The organism is Mesorhizobium sp. RCAM 05104, assembly GCF_059683645.1.
Genome location: NZ_CM185033.1, coordinates 6,569,509 through 6,588,027, shown reverse-complemented (window position 1 = coordinate 6,588,027; position 18,519 = coordinate 6,569,509). Strand labels below are relative to the sequence as shown.

Annotated in this window: 17 protein-coding genes; 7 read left to right on the top strand and 10 right to left on the bottom strand. The window is 63.4% G+C overall.

Annotated features, from left to right (window positions below; all coding sequences use genetic code 11):
* Window positions 1-6 precede the first annotated feature (6 nt).
* A complete protein-coding gene (locus AC56QP_RS32185; protein WP_489861865.1) occupies window positions 7-900 on the bottom strand; it encodes a LysR family transcriptional regulator in 894 nt (297 codons plus the stop codon).
* Window positions 901-1,040: 140 nt separating this feature from the next.
* Here AC56QP_RS32185 and AC56QP_RS32180 point away from each other — a divergent pair, with 140 nt between their 5' ends.
* Complete coding sequence (locus tag AC56QP_RS32180) at window positions 1,041-2,501, top strand: MFS transporter (RefSeq protein WP_489861866.1); 1,461 nt, start codon at window positions 1,041-1,043, stop codon at window positions 2,499-2,501.
* A 49-nt stretch (window positions 2,502-2,550) separates the two neighbouring features.
* Here AC56QP_RS32180 and AC56QP_RS32175 read toward each other — a convergent pair whose 3' ends face one another.
* Together AC56QP_RS32175 and AC56QP_RS32170 are read right to left on the bottom strand one after the other, a co-directional pair.
* Window positions 2,551-3,048 carry a MaoC family dehydratase gene (locus AC56QP_RS32175; RefSeq protein WP_489861867.1) on the bottom strand — a complete coding sequence of 166 codons (498 nt, stop codon included), beginning with the start codon at window positions 3,046-3,048 and terminating at the stop codon, window positions 2,551-2,553.
* A 169-nt stretch (window positions 3,049-3,217) separates the two neighbouring features.
* Window positions 3,218-3,646 (bottom strand): phasin family protein, encoded by a 429-nt coding sequence (locus AC56QP_RS32170; RefSeq protein ID WP_489861868.1) that lies wholly within the window; start codon window positions 3,644-3,646, stop codon window positions 3,218-3,220.
* Between the two features lie 141 nt (window positions 3,647-3,787).
* Between AC56QP_RS32170 and AC56QP_RS32165 the strand changes: the two genes are divergently transcribed.
* A complete protein-coding gene (locus tag AC56QP_RS32165) occupies window positions 3,788-4,228 on the top strand; it encodes a DUF4826 family protein (RefSeq protein ID WP_489861869.1) in 441 nt (146 codons plus the stop codon).
* A gap of 57 nt (window positions 4,229-4,285) precedes the next feature.
* On the opposite strand, the gene AC56QP_RS32160 is transcribed toward AC56QP_RS32165, so the two are convergent.
* Window positions 4,286-5,581, bottom strand: a complete 1,296-nt coding sequence (locus tag AC56QP_RS32160) for a DUF445 domain-containing protein (protein ID WP_489861870.1) — start codon at window positions 5,579-5,581, stop codon at window positions 4,286-4,288.
* 277 nt (window positions 5,582-5,858) lie between these two features.
* On the opposite strand from AC56QP_RS32160, the gene rirA reads away from it, so the two are divergent.
* Entirely contained in the window at window positions 5,859-6,323 is a 465-nt protein-coding gene (gene rirA, locus AC56QP_RS32155) for an iron-responsive transcriptional regulator RirA (RefSeq protein ID WP_091575374.1), read from the top strand.
* Between the two features lie 36 nt (window positions 6,324-6,359).
* Here rirA and AC56QP_RS32150 read toward each other — a convergent pair whose 3' ends face one another.
* The 5 genes from AC56QP_RS32150 to hemP are packed head-to-tail and all read right to left on the bottom strand — an operon-like array spanning window position 6,360 to window position 10,472.
* Complete coding sequence (locus tag AC56QP_RS32150) at window positions 6,360-7,148, bottom strand: heme ABC transporter ATP-binding protein (RefSeq protein WP_489861871.1); 789 nt, start codon at window positions 7,146-7,148, stop codon at window positions 6,360-6,362.
* Window positions 7,149-7,164: 16 nt separating this feature from the next.
* Window positions 7,165-8,268 (bottom strand): FecCD family ABC transporter permease, encoded by a 1,104-nt coding sequence (locus AC56QP_RS32145; RefSeq protein WP_489861872.1) that lies wholly within the window; start codon window positions 8,266-8,268, stop codon window positions 7,165-7,167.
* Window positions 8,269-8,279: 11 nt separating this feature from the next.
* Window positions 8,280-9,170 carry a heme/hemin ABC transporter substrate-binding protein gene (locus AC56QP_RS32140; RefSeq protein WP_489861873.1) on the bottom strand — a complete coding sequence of 297 codons (891 nt, stop codon included), beginning with the start codon at window positions 9,168-9,170 and terminating at the stop codon, window positions 8,280-8,282.
* A gap of 11 nt (window positions 9,171-9,181) precedes the next feature.
* Entirely contained in the window at window positions 9,182-10,243 is a 1,062-nt protein-coding gene (locus tag AC56QP_RS32135; protein WP_489861874.1) for a hemin-degrading factor, read from the bottom strand.
* A gap of 22 nt (window positions 10,244-10,265) precedes the next feature.
* On the bottom strand, window positions 10,266-10,472 hold the full coding sequence (gene hemP / locus AC56QP_RS32130) for a hemin uptake protein HemP (protein ID WP_023757683.1): 207 nt from the start codon (window positions 10,470-10,472) through the stop codon (window positions 10,266-10,268).
* Between the two features lie 200 nt (window positions 10,473-10,672).
* On the opposite strand from hemP, the gene AC56QP_RS32125 reads away from it, so the two are divergent.
* From AC56QP_RS32125 to hmuQ, 4 genes are all read left to right on the top strand, one after another.
* The gene (locus tag AC56QP_RS32125) at window positions 10,673-12,892 is read left to right on the top strand and encodes a TonB-dependent hemoglobin/transferrin/lactoferrin family receptor (protein ID WP_489861875.1); all 2,220 of its coding nucleotides are present in this window, start codon (window positions 10,673-10,675) and stop codon (window positions 12,890-12,892) included.
* A gap of 5 nt (window positions 12,893-12,897) precedes the next feature.
* Complete coding sequence (locus tag AC56QP_RS32120) at window positions 12,898-13,341, top strand: hypothetical protein (protein ID WP_489861876.1); 444 nt, start codon at window positions 12,898-12,900, stop codon at window positions 13,339-13,341.
* A 94-nt stretch (window positions 13,342-13,435) separates the two neighbouring features.
* Window positions 13,436-14,449 (top strand): energy transducer TonB family protein, encoded by a 1,014-nt coding sequence (locus tag AC56QP_RS32115; protein WP_489861877.1) that lies wholly within the window; start codon window positions 13,436-13,438, stop codon window positions 14,447-14,449.
* A gap of 67 nt (window positions 14,450-14,516) precedes the next feature.
* Window positions 14,517-14,831, top strand: a complete 315-nt coding sequence (gene hmuQ, locus AC56QP_RS32110) for a heme-degrading protein HmuQ (protein WP_091575385.1) — start codon at window positions 14,517-14,519, stop codon at window positions 14,829-14,831.
* Between the two features lie 7 nt (window positions 14,832-14,838).
* Here the strand turns inward: hmuQ and putA are convergent, their stop codons facing one another.
* On the bottom strand, window positions 14,839-18,450 hold the full coding sequence (gene putA / locus AC56QP_RS32105; RefSeq protein WP_489861878.1) for a bifunctional proline dehydrogenase/L-glutamate gamma-semialdehyde dehydrogenase PutA: 3,612 nt from the start codon (window positions 18,448-18,450) through the stop codon (window positions 14,839-14,841).
* Window positions 18,451-18,519: the final 69 nt, after the last annotated feature.

The window sequence follows — 18,519 nt, the reverse complement described above, 5'->3', positions numbered from 1 at the left end:
CGTCAGTCAGCGAGAAGCCGCACAAACCTCCCGCACGCAGTCGCGTAGCCAACGTTGCGCCGGATCGGCATCGAGGCGTGGGTGCCAGAGCATGGAGATGGTGACCTCGACCGTGGCGACCGGCAGCGGAAAGCTGTGCATGCCGGCGCGCGCGCCTTCAGTGTGCCGCTCGGGCACGCTGGCGATCAGGTCGGATGCGCGCGCCATGGCAAGCGTGGCCGAAAAGCCCGAAACCATGCACACGATTGTCCGCCGGAGTCCAAGCCGCTCCAGGGCTTCATCGATCGGCCCTTTTTCGCGGCCACGCCGCGAAACACTGATGTGGCGGCCGGCCGCGTAGCGCTCCGGCGTCACAATGCCCTCGCTCAGGGGATGGCCAGATCGAACGGCACCGATGAAGCGGTCGCGAAACAGCGCCTGAATGCGCATCTCCGGTCCGGTTTCACCGGCGACGCCGATTTCCAGGTCAATCGCCGCCTCGCGCAACGACGTGACATCCTTGTCGAACTTCGGCGCGAAACGCAGCCGCACGAAAGGCGCCTCGGTTTCGATGCGGGCAACAAGACGCGGCGCGAACTCCTCGACAAAGCTCTCATTGGTGCGCAGCGTGAAAGTCCTGTCGAGGCTTGAGAGATTGAGAAGCTTGGCAGGACGCAGGAGTGCTTCCGCATCCTGAACGACACGACCGGCCTGCTGCCGCAATTCCTGTGCGCGCGGTGTCGGAACAAGGCCGCGACCGGCGCGGACCAGCAGCGGATCGCCAGTCGTTTCACGCAGCCGTGCAAGCGTCCGGCTCATCGCCGATGGGCTGAGGCGAAGGCGATTGGCGGCGCGCGCCACGCTGCCTTCCGTCAGCAGGACATCCAGGGCGACTAGCAGATTGAGATCAGGTGAAGACATGACAGGATCGTAGCATGGATCCATCATGATGTGGCGTTTCATGCATGAATAAGATGCAAAGGCTGCGCCTTCCGCCATATCCGCCAAGGAACTAGATCTCCGACAGCTCCGGTTCCGGGGCCGATGGAAAGGAGATCGCCGTGGCAATCGTTGAGCAAAATCTGGACGGGCGCGTATCGGCGCCGCAACAGACCCAATCCACCGGCTGGGCGCTGGCAAGCCTGTCGCTCGCCACGCTGCTGTCGTCGCTGGGAACCAGCATTGCCAGTGTCGGCCTTCCCTCGCTGATGCAGACATTCGGGGCGTCGTTCCAGTCCGTGCAATGGGTTGTTCTCGCCTATCTGCTCGCCATCACCACGTTGATCGTCAGCGCCGGACGGTTGGCCGATATGTTCGGGCGCCGGCCGTTGCTGCTTGGCGGCATCGCGCTGTTCACATCGGCTTCGGTGCTCTGCGGCCTGGCGCCGACGCTGTGGTTGCTGATCGCCGCGCGCGCCATACAAGGGCTTGGCGCGGCGTTGATGATGGCGCTGACGCTGGCCTTTGTGGCCGAAACCGTGACCAAGGCCAAGACCGGCAGCGCCATGGGCCTGCTCGGCGCCATGTCGGCGATCGGCACAACGCTTGGCCCCTCGCTCGGCGGTCTTTTGATCGCCGGTCTCGGCTGGCGCGCGATTTTCCTCGTCAATGTCCCTTTGGGCGTGCTGACCTTCGCTCTCGCCTATCGCGCCTTGCTGGCCCGCGGCAAGAAAGCCCAGGCCGACCGGGGCAAGTTCGATGCGACCGGTACCGCCCTGCTGGCCCTGACGCTGGCCGCCTATGCGCTGGCCATGACACTTGGCAGAGGCAATTTCGGCGCCCTCAACATCGGCCTGCTGGTCGCGGCCGGCGTCGGCGTTCTTCTGTTCGCCAGGGTGCAGACGAAAGTGAAAACCCCGTTGATCCAGCTTGCCAGCTTCCGTGACCTCCAGCTGAGCGCCAGCCTGGTCATGAGCCTCATCGTCGCCACCGTGATGATGGCGACCCTGGTGGTTGCCCCGTTCTACCTGTCCCGCGGCCTCGGTCTGGATGCCGCGACGGTCGGCCTCTTGCTTTCTACCGGCCCTCTGGTTTCTACCCTCTCGGCGCTGGCGGCCGGTCGCCTTGCCGATCGCTTCGGAGCCCACAGGACGATGGTCATCGGCCTGCTCGGCCTCGCCACCGGCACATTCCTGCTGTCGCTGGCCATGACCAAACTCGGCATTGCCAGCTATGTCGTCCCGATCACCGTCACCTGCTTCGGCTACGCTCTGTTCCAGACGTCCAACAATGCGGCCGTCATGAGCGGTGTCGGCGCCGGCGAGCGTGGCGTCGTCTCCGGCCTGCTCAATCTTTCGCGCAATCTCGGCCTCATCACCGGCGCGTCGTTGATGGGCGCCATATTCGCCGTCGCATCGGCCGGCGGGCAGCCAGGAATTGGCCAGGATATCCTGAGTTCAGGGGCAGCCGCCCATGGGATGCAGGTCACCTTCCAGACGGCAACGGCCCTGGCGCTGGTCGCGCTGTTCCTCGCGCTGCTCTCGGCTCGCGCCGCGAGCATCTTGGAACCCGGAGTTTCGTGACGCGCGACCTGTCTGGCGGCAGGCCATCGAAGCGGATATCGTCGAACGCTCAGGCCCCTGCCCGCTTGCGGCGCTCGTAGAGCATGACCAGCGTTTCAGCCATCAGAGCGGGCCTTTCCTCGCCTTCGATCTCCACCGTGTTGGCAGCCTTCATCAGATATTGGCCGGGACCCCTGTCCTCCATGGAAAGCAGGGTGATGCGCAACCTGATGCGCGCGCCGACCTTGACCGGCGCCAGGAACCGCACCTTGTCAAAGCCATAGTTGAAAGCGGCCTGGGTGTTCTCCGGCACGATCCCCATGCCCAGCGCCAGCGCGCCAATGATCGACAGCGTCAGGTAGCCATGCGCGATCGTCGTGCGGAATGGGCTTTGCCGCCGCGCCCTTTCAGGATCGACATGGATCCATTGGTGGTCGCCGGTGCATTCGGCGAACTGGTCGATACGGTTCTGATCGACCGTCGTCCATTCCGATACGCCTAGCTCCTGCCCGGCCATCGTCCTCAACTGTTCGTAGGTCGGCGGCGTTTTAGGCCGTACTTCGGTCATTCCTGCTTTCCCGATCGCTTGCCCCGCCTCCGGACCACGAACTGGCGGCCTCTGTCAATTCGTCCTGCATGAATCCGTTCCGCCGAATCCGGCCGCAACCGTCTCATGCCTCCCGGCACAACGGCAGGTCAAATCGGGAATCCTTGGCTTTCAAGACTGTCAGAGAACGCTACTTCTTCTCGTAGCCGGCGCGGATTTCCTCCATCGCCTCCTTGATGCGCGTGCGCAGGATGTCGACCGATTCGGTGCCGGATTTCTTGACCAGCTCAGCCGCTTCGCCGGCGTTCTTCAACGCAACCTCGAAGGATTTGCGGGCGAATTCCGTCTGTTTGGCCATCAGTTCCTGCGGATTGCCCGGCACTTTGTAGTCCTGCGCCATGTCGACGATCTCACGCAGCGTGTCCTGCAGCATTTCGCGTTGCCTGGAAAACAGCGAGGATGCGCCGGCGGCACTGGCTCGCGCCGATTTCTCCAGCGCTTCGAGGTTCTTGCGGTGATGGGCAAGGATCGCCTCGATATCGACATTGGGCACCTTCAGGTCGCGGCCGAACCTGCCGAACATGTCCATGAAGGAATCGGATTCCGGTTGTTTTGCCATGATGTCTTCTCCCCTGTCACCGCGGATGCGGGTACCCTCATTGGGAGAATAGCACTCGCGTGCCATGAGTCCATTCGGTCAGGTCTGCCAAGAACCCTCTCGAACATTGCTGTCCGACTTTTGCCATGAGATATTGGTAATATGGAAAAGCCAGATGAAGAAGCTGAAGAAGACCAGTGGTGCTTGAGCGAGCGCCATCAAGTAATCGACTATTTGCGGAATGAAGGTCTAGTGCATGGCCGTGTTGGAGAATGGCCCGCTTGGCACGTCCATCCGCATGTCGCCGTTTGGGCAATTGAGAGCATTGCGCGCCCGAATTGGGTGGGATGGTGGGTAATTTCCGGCGACCTTCCCACCAACTATGTCCCTTGCGGAACCGATCGCACACCGCGTGGAGCCTTGAAAGACATAGGAACCCGCTGGCAAACGGTTGCAGCGGAATGGTCTCATGGCAGGGAGGTTGAAGGCTTTACTATTGGTAGCGATCTTCGGCATCGACCCGCGTTAATTCCTCTCCTCGCTTCAAGGGCAGAAATACTCCTGGGTTGGGCCGACGATCCAAGCGTCTGGGCTGATTTATGACTGCTTCCACCTGCTAGCGAATACCGCTGGAACGGCGGGGCTATCATATACTGCTCGTCAGCCGGCGAGGAACAGCCGCTCGGCCACGTACAGCACGACGCCTGCAAGCCCGCCAATGATCATGCCGTTGAAGCGGATATATTGCAGGTCCCTGCCGATGTTCATCTCGATCAGCCGCGTCAGTTGGGCAAGGTCCCAGCGCTTGACCTGGTCGGCGATGAACTTCGACACGCTGCTCTTCTGGCTCTCAACGAACGACGAGAGAGCCACCACGAACCCCTGGTTCATGTCGGCCCGGATCTGCGCATCGCCTGCGAGATGCCGCCCCACCTCGACGAACATGTTGGCAAGATGCGCGCGGATCACCGAATTCGGCGCCTTGGCGTCCTGTTCGATGAACTGGCTGAGGCTTGCCCACATGTCGCCGGCCAGCGCCCTGACTTCGGGTCTGGCGAGAAAGTCGCGCTTCATCTTCTCGGCACGCTTGGCGTATTGCTTGGACGTGCGCAGCCGCTCGACGAAGCTTTCGGCGAAGCGATCGAATTCGGCACGCATCGGGTGGTCCGGATCGGTCCGTACCTCGTCGAGCAGCGAGCCGGCCGAGGCGACGATCTTCTTCAACAGATAGGCGTCGGCGCGAAACAGGTTGAACAGCGACGGCAGCTCCTCGCGAATCTTCTCGCGCATCGTCGCCAAGGCCTGTTCATCGTTGAGGAACCGGCCGATCACCTTGATGAACTCGTCGAAAAGTTTCTGGTGGCGGCGGTCATCGGTGAGTGCCGACAAGAGTTCAGCTGCCAACGGCGCCAAGGGCACCTTTTCGATCTGCTCGAGCATACGGTTGGTGACGAAGCCACGCAGGCCGGATTGCTCGACGGCGGCAAGGGTCTGCGGCACCAGCCGCACGACGAAGCGCGACAGGCCGGCGGCGCGTTCGGCGTCGGCCAGCCAGTCGGCGACGAGTGCTGCAAAATCGACCTCGGCAAGCTTTTCGCGCACCGGTTCCGGCGCCAGGAAATTGACCTCGATGAACCGACCGAGATTGTCGGCGATGCGGTTCTGGTTCTCGGGGATGATTGCGGTGTGCGGGATCGGCAGTCCGAGCGGCCGCCTGAACAATGCCACCACCGCGTACCAGTCGGCGAGGCCACCGATGGTCGCCGCCTCGGCAAAAGCAGCGACGAACCCCAGCCACGGATAGGTGCTCTCGAACGACTTGGCGAGCGCAAACACCGCCACGCAAAGCGCCAGTGCGGCGGTGGCGATGAATTTTGTCCACCGCAGCGCGGAAAGTTTGGCATCCGCGTCGGCATCGAAACGCGCGGGCGCCAGGGAAGAGGCCGATTGAGACATGGATGAGCCGCTCCTCGTCGATCTCAGGCCTATTTAGTGTTTCGCCTGACGAAATGCGCGCGACAGTGGACTTCGCCCGTATCTTGTCCGGTCGCGCACACAAAGTTGACGAGGATATTCATCTATTATGCCCAGCTAGTCTGGAATTGTTCCAAGGTATAGGCCATATTCCGCCCAGGCCAGCGTGGCGAATCCGAAAAATCTCGGATCAAAGCCGCGCCAGCAGAGTTTTGAAATCTGGCGTTGTTGCATCGCACCAGCGCCTTGTGAGGACAAGATGCGGCTTACCCGCCAGACCAACTATGCCATGCGCATCCTGATGTATTGTGCGGCCAACAATGACCGGTTGAGCCGCATTCCGGAGATCGCAGCCGCCTATTCGGTTTCGGAGCTTTTCCTGTTCAAGATCCTGCAGCCGCTGGTCGAGCACGGCCTGGTCGAGACTGTACGCGGCAGGAATGGCGGCGTCAGGCTGGGTCGCGCCGCCGAAGCGATCAGCCTGTTCGACGTCGTGCGCGTGACCGAGGAAAGCTTCGCCATGGCCGAGTGCTTCGAGAACGATGCCGCCGAGTGCCCGCTGGTCGACAGTTGCGCGCTGAATTCGGCGTTGCGCGAGGCGCTGAACGCATTCTTCGCGGTGCTGTCGCGCCATACGATCGCCGATCTCGTTGCGGCACGGCCAAATGTGCGCAACCTGCTCGGCATCGACATGCTGGTGGAGCGCCGCGCCCCGGCCGCCTAACCCAGCCACATCATGGGTGGGCTGGTCTGTTGAGGCCTAAGCGACAGATTGCGGCAGCACGAACGGCATATTGCCGGCCGGCAGCACACCGACCTTGAGCCGGCAGTCGAACACTTTCTCGATCAGATCATCGCTCAGCACCTCCTGCGGCGACCCGGTGGCGGCCAGCCTGCCGCGATGCATGACGAAGATCCGGTCGGCATACATGGCCGTCAGGTTGAGGTCGTGCAGGATGGCGACCACGCCGCCGCCCCTTCTGGCGAAGTCACGGGCGATGTTCATGATGATCAGCTGGTGCTTGATGTCGAGGCTGGAAACCGGCTCGTCGAGGAACAGATAGCGCGGCTGGCCGTCGAGCAGCGGCGCCCAGACTTGGCACAGCACGCGCGCAAGCTGGACGCGCTGTTGCTCGCCACCCGAAAGCTCCTGGTAGAAACGCCCGGCAAAACCGTCGAGATCGACGCGAGCCAGCGCCCGCTCCGGCAACCGTGCATCCTCGCCGGGCAAGACACCCGAGCGGCCGCCGACAAGGCCGAGCTTGACAACCTCGCGCACCGTGAACGGGAACGACAGCGTCGTCGCCTGCGGCAGCACTGCCCGCTGGACGGCGATCTCGACCGGCTTCATCGCCGAGAGATCGCGACCGTTGAGGGCGACGCGCCCTGTATAGGCGAGTTCGCCGGACAACGCCTTGAGGAAGGTCGTCTTGCCGGAGCCGTTGGGGCCGACGATTGCCGCCACTTCGCCGGGCCGCGCATCGAAGTCGACACCGCCAACGATACGCTTGCCGGCGATATCCACCGAAACATCCCTTGCCTCGATCATCCAGTCCTCCCAAGTCTCACAAATCAACCACGCCGCGCTTGCGCAGCAGGATCCACAGGAAGAACGGTGCACCTGATATCGCGGTGACGATGCCGATCGGCAGTTCGGCCGGCGCCACGATGGTGCGGGCGACGGCATCGGCCAAGAGCAGCAGCGAGGCGCCGAGCAGCGCCGACGCCGGCAGCAAATAGCGATTGTCCGGACCGATCAGCAGGCGCAGCAGATGCGGCACCACGATGCCGACGAAGCCGATGCCGCCGCTGACGGCGACCGAGGCACCGACCGCCGCCGAAACGCCGATGATCGCGGTGTATTTCAGCCGCTGCACCGGAATGCCGAGATGACCGGCGGTCGCCTCGCCCAACGCCAGCGCGTTGAGCCCGCGCGCCAGGAATGGCATCGCCGCCAGCGCCAGCACGATGACCGGTCCGACCGAAGCGATCTTCGCCCAAGTCGCGCCACTGAGCGATCCAAGTTGCCAGAAGGTCAGGTCGCGCAATTGGCGGTCGTCCGCCAGGAAGATCAGGATGCCGGTCAGCGCCATGGCGAGCGCCGCCAGCGCGATGCCGGCAAGCAGCATGGTGGCGACCGAGGTGCGGCCCTGCCGCGTGGCAACCTGATAAAGCACCAATGTCGTGGCTAGGCCGCCGCAAAAAGCCGCCAGAGGCAGCGCGAGTGTTCCGAGCAAGGCCGTCAGCGGTGCCAGCATTGTCCCACCAAGCACGATGACGGCAACGGCGCCAAGGCTCGAACCAGCCGACACGCCGACCAGGCCAGGATCGGCGAGCGGATTGCGGAAAAGTCCCTGCATGACGGCGCCGGAAACCGCAAGCGCTGCCCCGACCAGCATGCCGAGAATGACGCGCGGCAGGCGGATGTCGTAGACGATCAGGCTGTCGCGGGCGCTCAACGCGGCATCGCCCGGCGTCGCGCCGAACAGCCCGTCCCTGATAACATCGACCGCCGACGCGTCCGACGCTCCAGACGTCAGCGACAGCAAAGCGGCAATGACGAGCCCCAGCCACAAAAGCAGGATGACGATGCGGGCGCGCGCCGAGCGGTCGCCTTCGGATGCACTCGTCATCGCCTTCACCGGGTCGGCGATCGATTGATCGGCCATGATCTGCGCGCTCAGTCCGTGACCTGCCCGCCATAGAGCGAGACGGCGAGGTCGTGGATGGCGTCGGCCGTGCGCGGCCCGAAGCCGAGCAGATAGGCACCATCCATGCGGATCAGCTTGTGTGTGGCACCCGCCGGCGTCGAGGCGATGGACGGATTGGCGAACAGTTCGTCGTCCGATACCGGGGGCCCGGCATTGCTCATCATCAGGATTACGTCCGGACCGGCGGTGATGATCGCCTCGTCGGACATCTGCTTGTAGCCGGAAAAACCCTCGACGGCATTGACGCCACCCGCCAGCTTGATGATGCCGTCGGCTGCGGTCTCCCTGCCGGCGGCCAGGATCTTGCCGCCCTGCATCGACAGCACGAACAGGATGCGCTTGCGCTCCTTGATCGAGGCCGTCTTCTGTTCGGCGGCGCTGAGCTTGGCATCAAGCGCCTTGGCCAGGACTTCAGCCTTGGCATCGACGCCGAGCGCCTTGCCGACGATGCGGACCTTCTCGAGGATACCTTCGTGGCTATAGTGCTCGGGCACTTCGATGAACGGGATGCTCGTCTTCTTCAGCACATCGACGGCTTCCCTGGGGCCACTGCCGTGCAGCGCCAGGATGCCGGTCGGGTTGACCGACAGGACACCCTCCGGCGACAGTTGGCGCATGTAGCCGACGTCAGGCAGGTCGAGCGCGGCCTTCGGATAATTGCTGGTGGAATCGCGAGCCACCAGATGTTTCTCCTCGCCGAGCGCATAGACGATCTCGGTGATCGAGCCGCCGATGGCCGCGATCCTCGCGGGGTCTGCAAACACGGCCGTGCCTTCGCTGGCATTGGATGGCAGCAACGCGGCAAAAGCCAGGGAAAGGCCGATCGCCGGCCCGACCACGATCCTGGAAAAGCAACCCATTGTCGTTCTCCTCAGGCCGCGGTCGGACTTGGGATGCGCGGCAGGTTCTCCGCCAGGAACCGCCAGTCGTCGCGCTCGCTTTCGCCCTCGTGACGTTTGCCGAAGAACTGGATGATCATCTTGCCGTCGGCGGCATAGACTTCGAGCGAAGTGACGTGACCGTCCTTGGTCGGCTTGCGCACCGCCCACACCTCTTGGATGTGGTCGGTGCGCAGATGCAGGTGGAAAGTCTCGTCCAGCACGTTGATCCATGGCCCCATCGGCTTGATGGATTTGACCGGGCCGGAATGGATCTGGATGCAGCCGCGATTGCCGACAAAGCACATGATCGGCATTTCGGCCCCGGCGGCATGATGGAACATGGCCCTGACGGCATCATTGTCGAGCAGCCAGGCATAATCCTGGCCGACCATGCGCACTGCCTGGCGACGGCTGAGCTTCAGCGTCTTCAGCATGCCGAAGAACTGGTGCACGTCGGTCAACCGGCTCCAGCGATCGCGCAGATCGTTGAGATTGGCGGCCGTTTCGCCACCATGGATCTCGTCGTCGGAGGTTGGCCCTGAAATGCCGACCGCCGGCTCCTGGTTCGACGATTCGAGCGCCGCCACCAGTTTCTGATAGGCATAGAGGCTGGAAGCCGGCCGCAGATGCACCTTGTGCACGGCCTCGCCGGCCGCGTCGAAGAACTGCAGGCTGCGGCGGATCTCGTCGCCATCGCGCTTTTCCACGGCAAAACCATGCGCCCAGACTTTCGGGAAGATGCGCAGGTCGATGTTCTCGCCAAGCACCATGGCATTGTGGTTACCGGTGACGACCTTGTCGTAGACGCCGATCTTCTCGTGCACCGCGCTTTCGTTGCGGGTCAGCGCCATGACCTCGCCGACCGCCTCGAGGCCGGTCAGCAGATCGTTGACACGCGGCTCGATGCGGACGACGCCGTCGCCGCAATGCGCGGCGACCAGTTCGGCCTCCGAAATACCGAGTTGCGCTGCCAGGTCACGCTCGCGCGCCTTCGGATTCTCAGTCCGTGCCCGCCGGATTTCATGCGGGGCGGGTTTTGCGCGCTGGTCCATGTCTCGTCCCTACTGCCTTGCCTTACTTGTTGAGAATGAGCTTGCCCTGGCGGGTGATCTTCAGCCGGTAGAGCGCGCCGTGATGTTCGATGCCGATCTCGTGCTCGCCCTGGAACAGGGTGTTGCTGGAGAGCGTTCGCACCGCCAGCGGAACCCGATCAAAACGGGCGGAGGCATCGTCGGAACGGCGGACGCGATAGCGAAAGTCATTGGGATTGTGCGTGTTCATCTGGGTCGATCCCTTTCCTGTGCCGGGCATCTGGCTAGGCGCTGCATAAATTCCGATTCATTTCTTGACTCGAATAATCATGTTTACTAGTCAGTGCAATACCGGAGCAAATGAGTCAACATTTAAGACGCCGGACACGATGAAAAATGCCAGCCAGCCCCGGGCCAGCCAGCATCGAACCTGGATTTTGGAGTTGGGGCATGGGGTTGGCGAATTGGGAATGGCGCGGCCGGTCGGCGGCGAACGGTATAGGGGCCTTGTTGGCAAGCGTGGCGGCGATCGCCTTGTCCGCGCCATCAGCCCACGCCCAACAGGCAACGCAGCCGGCGGGCGAGCAGACGGATCAATCGAAGAAGGCTGACCAGGAAAAAGCAGCGTCTGCCGGAGCCACCCTGCTCGACAAGATCCTGGTACTCAGCCGTACCGGCGAAACGGCGATCGAATCGCTGGCCTCGGCCAGCCATGTCGGCCAGGAACAACTCGACCGCCGCATGGCGACGACGCCCAATGAGATGCTGCTGGGCGTGCCCGGTGTCGCCGCGCAAGCCGACGCCAGGCGCGTCAGCACCAGCATCAACATTCGCGGCTTGCAGGATTTCGGTCGCGTCGCGGTCATCGTCGACGGCGCGCGCCAGGACTTCCAGCGCTCCGACCACGGCACGCAGTCGACCTTCTATATCGATCCCGAGCTCGTCAAATCCGTGGACGTGATCCGGGGTCCCGTCGCCAACACCTATGGTTCGGGCGCCATCGGCGGCGTTGTCTTCTTCGATACAAAGGACGCCGAGGACTTCCTGAAGCCGGAAGAAACATGGGGCGCTTCGGTAACTGGACGATACGAAAGCAACGGCAAGGGCTGGACCACCAGCGCATCCGGCGCCTACCGCTTCAATGAGAACTGGGATGTGTTGGGCAACATCGTCTACCGCGACTTTAACGACTACAAGGATGGCGGTGGCGACACGGTCAAGGGCACCGGCTTCGACGTGCTGAGCGGCCTGCTCAAGACCACCATCCGCCCGACCGACAACAGTGAGTTGAAGCTCGGCTGGGTCGGTTCAAGCGACGGCTGGAGCGAGATCAGCAGTGGTGTTCCGATCAATGATGCAGACCTGAAGTCGAACACCTTCACCGCCCGCTACAACATCACTGACGAAGACAAGAGCTGGCTCGATCTCCACATCAACACCTCCTACAACAAGACCAATCTCGGCCTGACCAGCCTCGTCCCGCTCAACCGGTTCGATCCGACCACCGGTGATTCCATAGTCGTCCCGGCGGGTTCGACATCGACCTTCGACGTCGGTACGGCAGCGATCGATATCTGGAACACGTCGAGATTCGAAACTGGCGGCGTCGCGCACGAACTGACCTATGGCGGCGACTGGGTGAATGATGACGTCAAGACTGGCGGCACCGCGGGCGGCGACAGTTTCTACACCCCTTCGGGCAAGCGCAACGTGTCCGGCGCCTATGTCCAGGACAAGCTCACCTGGGACTGGCTCGAAATCATCGCCGGGCTGCGTTATGACAGCTATAGCCTCAAGGACAGCACCCACGAGACATCAGGTGACCGGCTTTCGCCACGGATCACCGTCGGGGTCACGCCTTTCGACACCCCAAGCCTGTCGGGACTGCAATTCTATGGCACCTATGCGGAAGGCTACCGCTCGCCTTCGCTGACGGAAACGCTGATCAGCGGCAACCATCCGGCCGGCGTCACTTTCCCGTTCCTGCCCAATCCCAACCTGAGGCCCGAGACCGGCAAGACAGTCGAATTCGGTGTCAACTACAAGCAGAACGACATCCTCGAAGCGGGCGATGCGCTCCGCATCAAGGCGGCTTATTTCAACAACGATGTGGACGACTACATCGAGGGTACATCCTTCGGCGCTTCGTTCAGCGACCCGACAAGCGCCTGCCCGGTCGATTGGGATCAACTGATGAACAACCCAGGATACATCCCGATCTGCTACCAATACCAGAACTTCGCCAAGGCCAAGATCAACGGCTTTGAACTGGAAGGGGTTTATGACGCCGGATGGGGCTATGCCGGCCTCTCGGCCTCGATCACCAACGGCCACACCATTTCCTACGAGGGCGTTCGAGCAGACCTCGCCACCATCCCATCCTCGCAGGTTACGGCGCAGCTCGGACTGCGCTTCCTCGAAGACAGGCTGACCGTCGGCGGCGAGGTGCAGTACAACGGCAAACCGAAGGGCAATGCGGTGGCCAGGGACTACACGCTGGTCAATGCCTTCGCCAGCTATCAGGCGACCGACAATCTGAAGGTCGATTTCCGCGCCGACAATCTGTTCGATGTCAAATACGCCAACCCCTTGAACGGCAGCACGACAGTCGCGGTCTATGAACCGGGCATAACGTTGAAGCTGGCGGCGACCATGCGTTTTGGAGGCTGACGGCCATGACGGGCTTGACGGCATCGCTTCGGCTGCTGACCTCGACGCTGGCGATGTCGCTTGCGATGGTTCCGGCGCGGGCACAAGAGTCCGCGCCGGTCCCGGCGCTGACGCTTGAACTCAATGGCGCACAACCTTCCGAAAAGGGTTGCCGCCTGACCTTCGTGGTCAACAACAATCTTGGCGCCGACCTTTCCAAGGCCGCGTTCGAGATCGCACTTTTCAATGAAGCCGGCGTCGTCGACCGGCTGACCGTGCTCGACTTCAAGGACCTGCCTGTCGGCAAGACCAAGGTGACGCGCTTCGATCTGGCCGGCGCCGACTGTGCCAAGGTCAGCCGCGTGCTGATCAACAGCGCCACCGAATGCGCCGGCACCGGCGTCGAACCGAACGCCTGCATGCGCAAGCTGAAGACGGATACCAGGACCGGTATCGCTTTCGGCGTCTGAAGCAGTGGGACTGCACCCGGCATTCGCGCAGAATACCGTGGCATGGCCGCTGGCCGGCTCCCATGCTTTGTCGTTTCGACCAAGCGATCTTGATTTGACAATTCCGCACGGCTCGCTGCAGGTCTTTTCCCGCGACATGCGTGTAATCAGTCCTCTCCCCGAAGCCAGCGCCGAGCTGGCGATCAAGCCAACCGAGCCGCTTGCGCAGGCCCGGCCAGCGGCCTGGAACGGCAAGTGGGGGGCGGCGATCGTCATCTCCTGCCTGCTCCATGCCGCCGTGGCGGCGGCTTTTCTGATCTCGCCTCCAGGGACATTCGATTCCAGGGACACGATGCAGTCGGAAGGCACAGATCAGGCGGGCGCCAATGTGGTCGGCAGCGCGCTGGACAAGGACCCGGCGGCAATAAATGTTGCGCTGGTGCCGAACCCGCAACCAACCAAACCACAGCCAGCAAAGCCTGCCAGGCCGGCGCCGCCAACAGAACCTTCACAGCCCGTGCAGGAAGCAACGAAGCAGCCGCCCAAACCTTTGCCGGAACCCGCCAAACAGCCGACGGCCACGCCTGACATATTGGTGGCTGGCGCCCCACGTTCCGACAACCAGAGCGTGGCTCCCAAGACCGAGACACCGGTACAGCCGACTGTTCAGGCCGAAGACACCGAGGCGCCTGCCCCGGTTCCAGAACAACCGCCGATCCCCAGCGCCAGACCGAGTCCGGCGGCTACCTCTTCAAAGACAGCGGATGCAAAGCGGGGCACGGCGGATGGCCAGGACCGGCTGGCGCAGGCAGCCAGCAAGGGCAAGAAACACAAAGAGGCAGGCAGTGCCACGGAAGACAGCTACCGCGGCGACGTCATCAGAAAGCTGAGCCGCGTCAATCGTGCTGTGCCGCCTTCGGTGCAACTGACCGCCCGCAACAATGCCGTTGTGACCTTCGTCATCGGCAGCCGTGGCGGCATCGATGACCTGCGAATCCTGCAAAGCTCCGGATCGGAAAACTTCGACAAGGTCGTGCTCGGCATCATCCGCAAGGCAGCGCCCTTCCCGCCCATCCCGCCGAAAGTCGGCAACAGTTTGGTCTTCACCGGGGCAATCGGTCCGTTTTGAGAGCCTCCGCCTCGCCGTCTCAACCATCCACCAATCGTTGCAATCCACCAATGTTGAAAGGGACCCAATGTACATCGCCATGAACCGCTTCAAGGTGCAGAACGGCTCGGAAGCCGATTTCGAGACCGTATGGAAGAACCGTGATTCCAGCCTTTCGGAGATGAAGGGGTTCCGGGAATTCCATCTGCTGCGCGGTCCGGTCAACGAAGCCGAAGGCTACACGCTGTTTGCTTCGCACACTGTGTGGGCGAGCCAAGACGATTTTATCGCCTGGACCAGGTCGGAGAATTTCCGCGCCGCCCACAGAAATGTCGGCACGACAAAGGTCCACTATCTCGGCCACCCGCAGTTCGAGGGTTTTTCCGTCGTCGAGGGCGCTTAGACCAAGGTCAAGCGCTCGCCAGCAGGCTCGCATTGCCGCCGGCTGCCGTGGTGTCGACGCACACGGCGCGTTCATGCGCATAGGCGGCGGGATTGAGCACCTCGCTGACCAGCGGCACGATCGGTCCCGCGCGATCGGCAATCACCTTGCGCACGATGCGTGCTGCCTCGGGCGTGCCCGAGAAAGCAACAACATCGACACGCAGCGAGCGCGCTTCGACCGGATCCGGGCGGCCGTCGATGGCGGCCAGGGGCAGGCCCTTGCCGGTCAATGCGGAGAGTGCCGCCGCTGCGCCTGGCGCCACCGCAAGCACCGCATTGCCGGCGGCGAGCGCCTGGATGGTCTGCGCCAGCAGCGTGTCGGCATCGGGACCGAGACACAGCACCCGTCCGCGCGGCGACAGCGACAAAGTGTTGGCCTCGCCGGTTGGCCCGGGCAGGTCGACCTGGCCGAAATCGATGCCGGCGGCGGCACCGATGGCCGCCGCACCCTTGCCACGCAGATGCTTCCTCAGGATGGCGACCCGGTCGGGCCGCGTCGACCAGCCGCCAAGCGCGGGATCGGGCAGATTGTCGGCGAGTTCCGTCGCCGTCACCTTGTGGCCTTCGGCAAGATGCGTGCCGGCCTCCGGCCCTTTTCGGAAGCGACGGAGATAGTGCGGGCCACCGGCCTTCGGCCCGGTGCCGGACAGCCCCTCGCCGCCAAACGGCTGCGAACCGACGACGGCGCCGATCTGGTTGCGGTTGACATAGATGTTGCCGGCATGGATGCCGTCGACGAAATGCTGCACGCGGCCCTCGATGCGGGTGTGCAGGCCGAAGGTCAGGCCATAGCCCTTGCGGTTGATGGCGGCGATCACCGCGTCGATCTGGTCGGCATCGAACGTCGCGACATGCAGCACCGGCCCGAACACCTCGCGCTCCATTTCCTCGATGCCCTTGACCCGGAAGACATGCGGCGCGACGAAGCGCCCATCCTTCGGTGCTTCCAGCTTGGCGATCAGCCGGCCCTGCAGCCCCATTTTGGTGCAGTAGTCGCGGATCGAGCTTTGCGCCTCGTCATCGATGACCGGGCCGACATCGGTTGAGATATGCCAGGGATCGCCGATGCTGAGCGCTTCCATGGCGCCCTTCAGCATCTCCAGCATCTTCTTCTCGACATCCTTTTGCACATAGAGCACGCGTAGCGCCGAGCAGCGCTGGCCGGCGCTCTGGAAGGCCGAGGCGAGGATGTCGCGCACCGCTTGCTCAGGCAGCGCGGTGGAATCGACGATCATCGCATTCAATCCACCGGTCTCGGCGATCAGCATGGCATCGGGCGCAGCGGTTTCCGCCAGTTGCTTTTCGATCAGCTTGGCGACCTCAGTCGAACCGGTGAAGCAGACGCCGGCAATGCGCGGATCGGCGGTGAGCGGCGCACCGACCGACGGGCCATCGCCGGGCAGAAGCTGGATGACGTCTTCCGGCACGCCGGCCTCGCGCAGCAGTTCGACGGCGCGGAAGGCAATCAGCGGCGTCTGCTCGGCCGGCTTGGCGATGACCGAATTGCCGGTGACGAGCGCCGCCGCGACCTGGCCGGTGAAGATGGCGAGCGGGAAATTCCACGGCGAAATGCAGACGATGGCGCCGCGCGCTTCCGTGCCCGTCTCGGCATTGGCCGCCTCGGTGGCGTAGTAGCGCAGGAAGTCCACCGCCTCGCGCACCTCGGCGACGCCGTCGGCCAGCGATTTTCCGGCCTCGCGGGTGGCGAGCGCGAAAAACTCGACGGCATTCGCCTCATAAAGATCGGCGGCGCGGTTGAGGATGGCAGCGCGCTCGGAAACCGGGCGTTTTGCCCAGGCCGGCTGCGCTTCCACGGCGAAGCGCACGGCTGTCGCCACCTGCTTGGCGGCGGCCTCGCTGACCGTGCCGACCACTTCGTCAGGCTTTGCCGGATTGACGATCGGGCGCTGCTTGCCGTAGCCGGCCGCCCGCGTGATCGGCTTGGCATGCCAGCGATCGGGGCCAGCGAACGCCGCCTTGGCCTTGTCGATCGCCGCCAGCGTCACCGTGTCGGTGATGTCAAAACCCTTCGAGTTGCGACGGCCGGTGCCGAAGATCTGGGAAGGCCGGGCAATCGCCGGATTGGCGGCCGGACCCTGGCTCTCGACCGTCTCGAGCGGATCGCGGGCGATATCCTCCGGCTCGACGTCTTCGTCAGTCAGCTGATGCACGAAGGAGGAATTGGCGCCGTTTTCCAGCAGCCGGCGGACCAGATAGGCAAGCAGGTCCGAATGCGCGCCGACCGGGGCATAGATGCGGCAGCGTGTGCCTTCTGCCTGCCGCACCGTCTCGTGCAGCGCTTCGCCCATGCCATGCAGGCGCTGGAACTCGAAGGAGTCGCGATTACCGGCCATCGACAGAATGGCGGCGACCGTGTGGGCGTTGTGGGTGGCGAATTGCGGATAGATGCGGTCGGTCATCGACAGCAGCTTCTTCGCGCAGGCTATGTAGGAAACGTCGGTGTTGGCCTTGCGGGTGAAGACGGGATAGCCGGTGAGCCCAAGTGTCTGCGCGCGCTTGATCTCGGTATCCCAATAGGCGCCCTTGACCAGCCGCACCATGATGTTGCGGTCATACTTCTTGGCCAGCGCGTAGAGCCAGTCGATGGCAAAGGCCGCGCGCGGCCCATAGGCCTGAACGACAACACCAAAACCATTCCATCCGGCCAGTTCCGGCTCGGCCAGCACCCGCTCGATGACGTCGAGCGACAGATCGAGGCGGTCGGCCTCCTCGGCGTCGATATTGAGGCCCATGCGCGAATGTCTAGCTGCGAGTGCTAGCGACAGCAGCCGCTCGGCCATGACCGGCAGCATCTCCTCCTTCTGCGCCACCTCGTAGCGCGGATGCAGCGCGGAAAGCTTGACCGAGATGCCGTGGTTCTGGCGGATGTCCGGGCCGTTGGAGCCGGCATCAAGCGAGGAAATGGCGTCGGCATAGGCCTTGTGATAGCGAAGCGCGTCGGCCTCGGTGCGGGCCGCCTCGCCCAGCATGTCGAAGGAATAGAGATAACCCTTCTGCGTCATCGGCCGGCCGCGCTTGACGGCTTCCGCGATGGTGCGGCCGAGCACGAACTGTTCGCCCATCTCGCGCATGGCGGCGGCCACCGCCTTGCGGATGACCGGCTCGCCCAACCGCCGCACCATCGAACGCAGCGTGCCTTCGATGCCGCCCTCGCCTTCATCCAGGACACGCCCGGTCAGCATCAGCGCCCAGGTCGAGGCGTTGACGAAGATCGAGCTCGAACCGCCGGAATGCGCCGACCAGTCGTGCGGCGCGATCTTGTCGGCGATGAGATCGTCCATCGTCTCAGTGTCGGGGACGCGCAACAGCGCCTCGGCCAGGCACATCAGCGCCACGCCTTCCTTGGTGGAAAGGCCGTAGGCGGATAGGAACACTTCCATCAGCCGAGGATCAGAAGAGCCGCGCACCGCACGCACCAGGTCGGCGGCACGGGTCGAGATCGCCTTGCGGTCCTTCGCCGATAGCTCTGTGGCCTCGGCCAGCCGCTTCACGGCCTCGTCTTCGTCGGGCAAATAGTTGGCGCGGATCTGCTGGCGGATGGCATCGAGCGCTGGCATGGCTGTCCCGTGGATCGAGCAAAGGGGATCGGGCCGGCGGTCGCCGGACCGAATGGCGCAAGCTAGCAC

Excerpts from the sequence above, each read along its gene's own strand:
- AC56QP_RS32185 (WP_489861865.1), bottom strand. The coding sequence starts at position 900 with ATGTCTTCACCTGATCTCAATCTGCTAGTCGCCCTGGATGTCCTGCTG.
- AC56QP_RS32175 (WP_489861867.1), bottom strand. The coding sequence starts at position 3,048 with ATGACCGAAGTACGGCCTAAAACGCCGCCGACCTACGAACAGTTGAGG.
- AC56QP_RS32170 (WP_489861868.1), bottom strand. The coding sequence starts at position 3,646 with ATGGCAAAACAACCGGAATCCGATTCCTTCATGGACATGTTCGGCAGG.
- AC56QP_RS32165 (WP_489861869.1), top strand. The coding sequence starts at position 3,788 with ATGGAAAAGCCAGATGAAGAAGCTGAAGAAGACCAGTGGTGCTTGAGC.
- AC56QP_RS32160 (WP_489861870.1), bottom strand. The coding sequence starts at position 5,581 with ATGTCTCAATCGGCCTCTTCCCTGGCGCCCGCGCGTTTCGATGCCGAC.
- rirA (WP_091575374.1), top strand. The coding sequence starts at position 5,859 with ATGCGGCTTACCCGCCAGACCAACTATGCCATGCGCATCCTGATGTAT.
- AC56QP_RS32150 (WP_489861871.1), bottom strand. The coding sequence starts at position 7,148 with ATGATCGAGGCAAGGGATGTTTCGGTGGATATCGCCGGCAAGCGTATC.
- AC56QP_RS32145 (WP_489861872.1), bottom strand. The coding sequence starts at position 8,268 with ATGGCCGATCAATCGATCGCCGACCCGGTGAAGGCGATGACGAGTGCA.
- AC56QP_RS32140 (WP_489861873.1), bottom strand. The coding sequence starts at position 9,170 with ATGGGTTGCTTTTCCAGGATCGTGGTCGGGCCGGCGATCGGCCTTTCC.
- AC56QP_RS32135 (WP_489861874.1), bottom strand. The coding sequence starts at position 10,243 with ATGGACCAGCGCGCAAAACCCGCCCCGCATGAAATCCGGCGGGCACGG.
- hemP (WP_023757683.1), bottom strand. The coding sequence starts at position 10,472 with ATGAACACGCACAATCCCAATGACTTTCGCTATCGCGTCCGCCGTTCC.
- AC56QP_RS32125 (WP_489861875.1), top strand. The coding sequence starts at position 10,673 with ATGGGGTTGGCGAATTGGGAATGGCGCGGCCGGTCGGCGGCGAACGGT.
- AC56QP_RS32120 (WP_489861876.1), top strand. The coding sequence starts at position 12,898 with ATGACGGGCTTGACGGCATCGCTTCGGCTGCTGACCTCGACGCTGGCG.
- hmuQ (WP_091575385.1), top strand. The coding sequence starts at position 14,517 with ATGTACATCGCCATGAACCGCTTCAAGGTGCAGAACGGCTCGGAAGCC.
- putA (WP_489861878.1), bottom strand. The coding sequence starts at position 18,450 with ATGCCAGCGCTCGATGCCATCCGCCAGCAGATCCGCGCCAACTATTTG.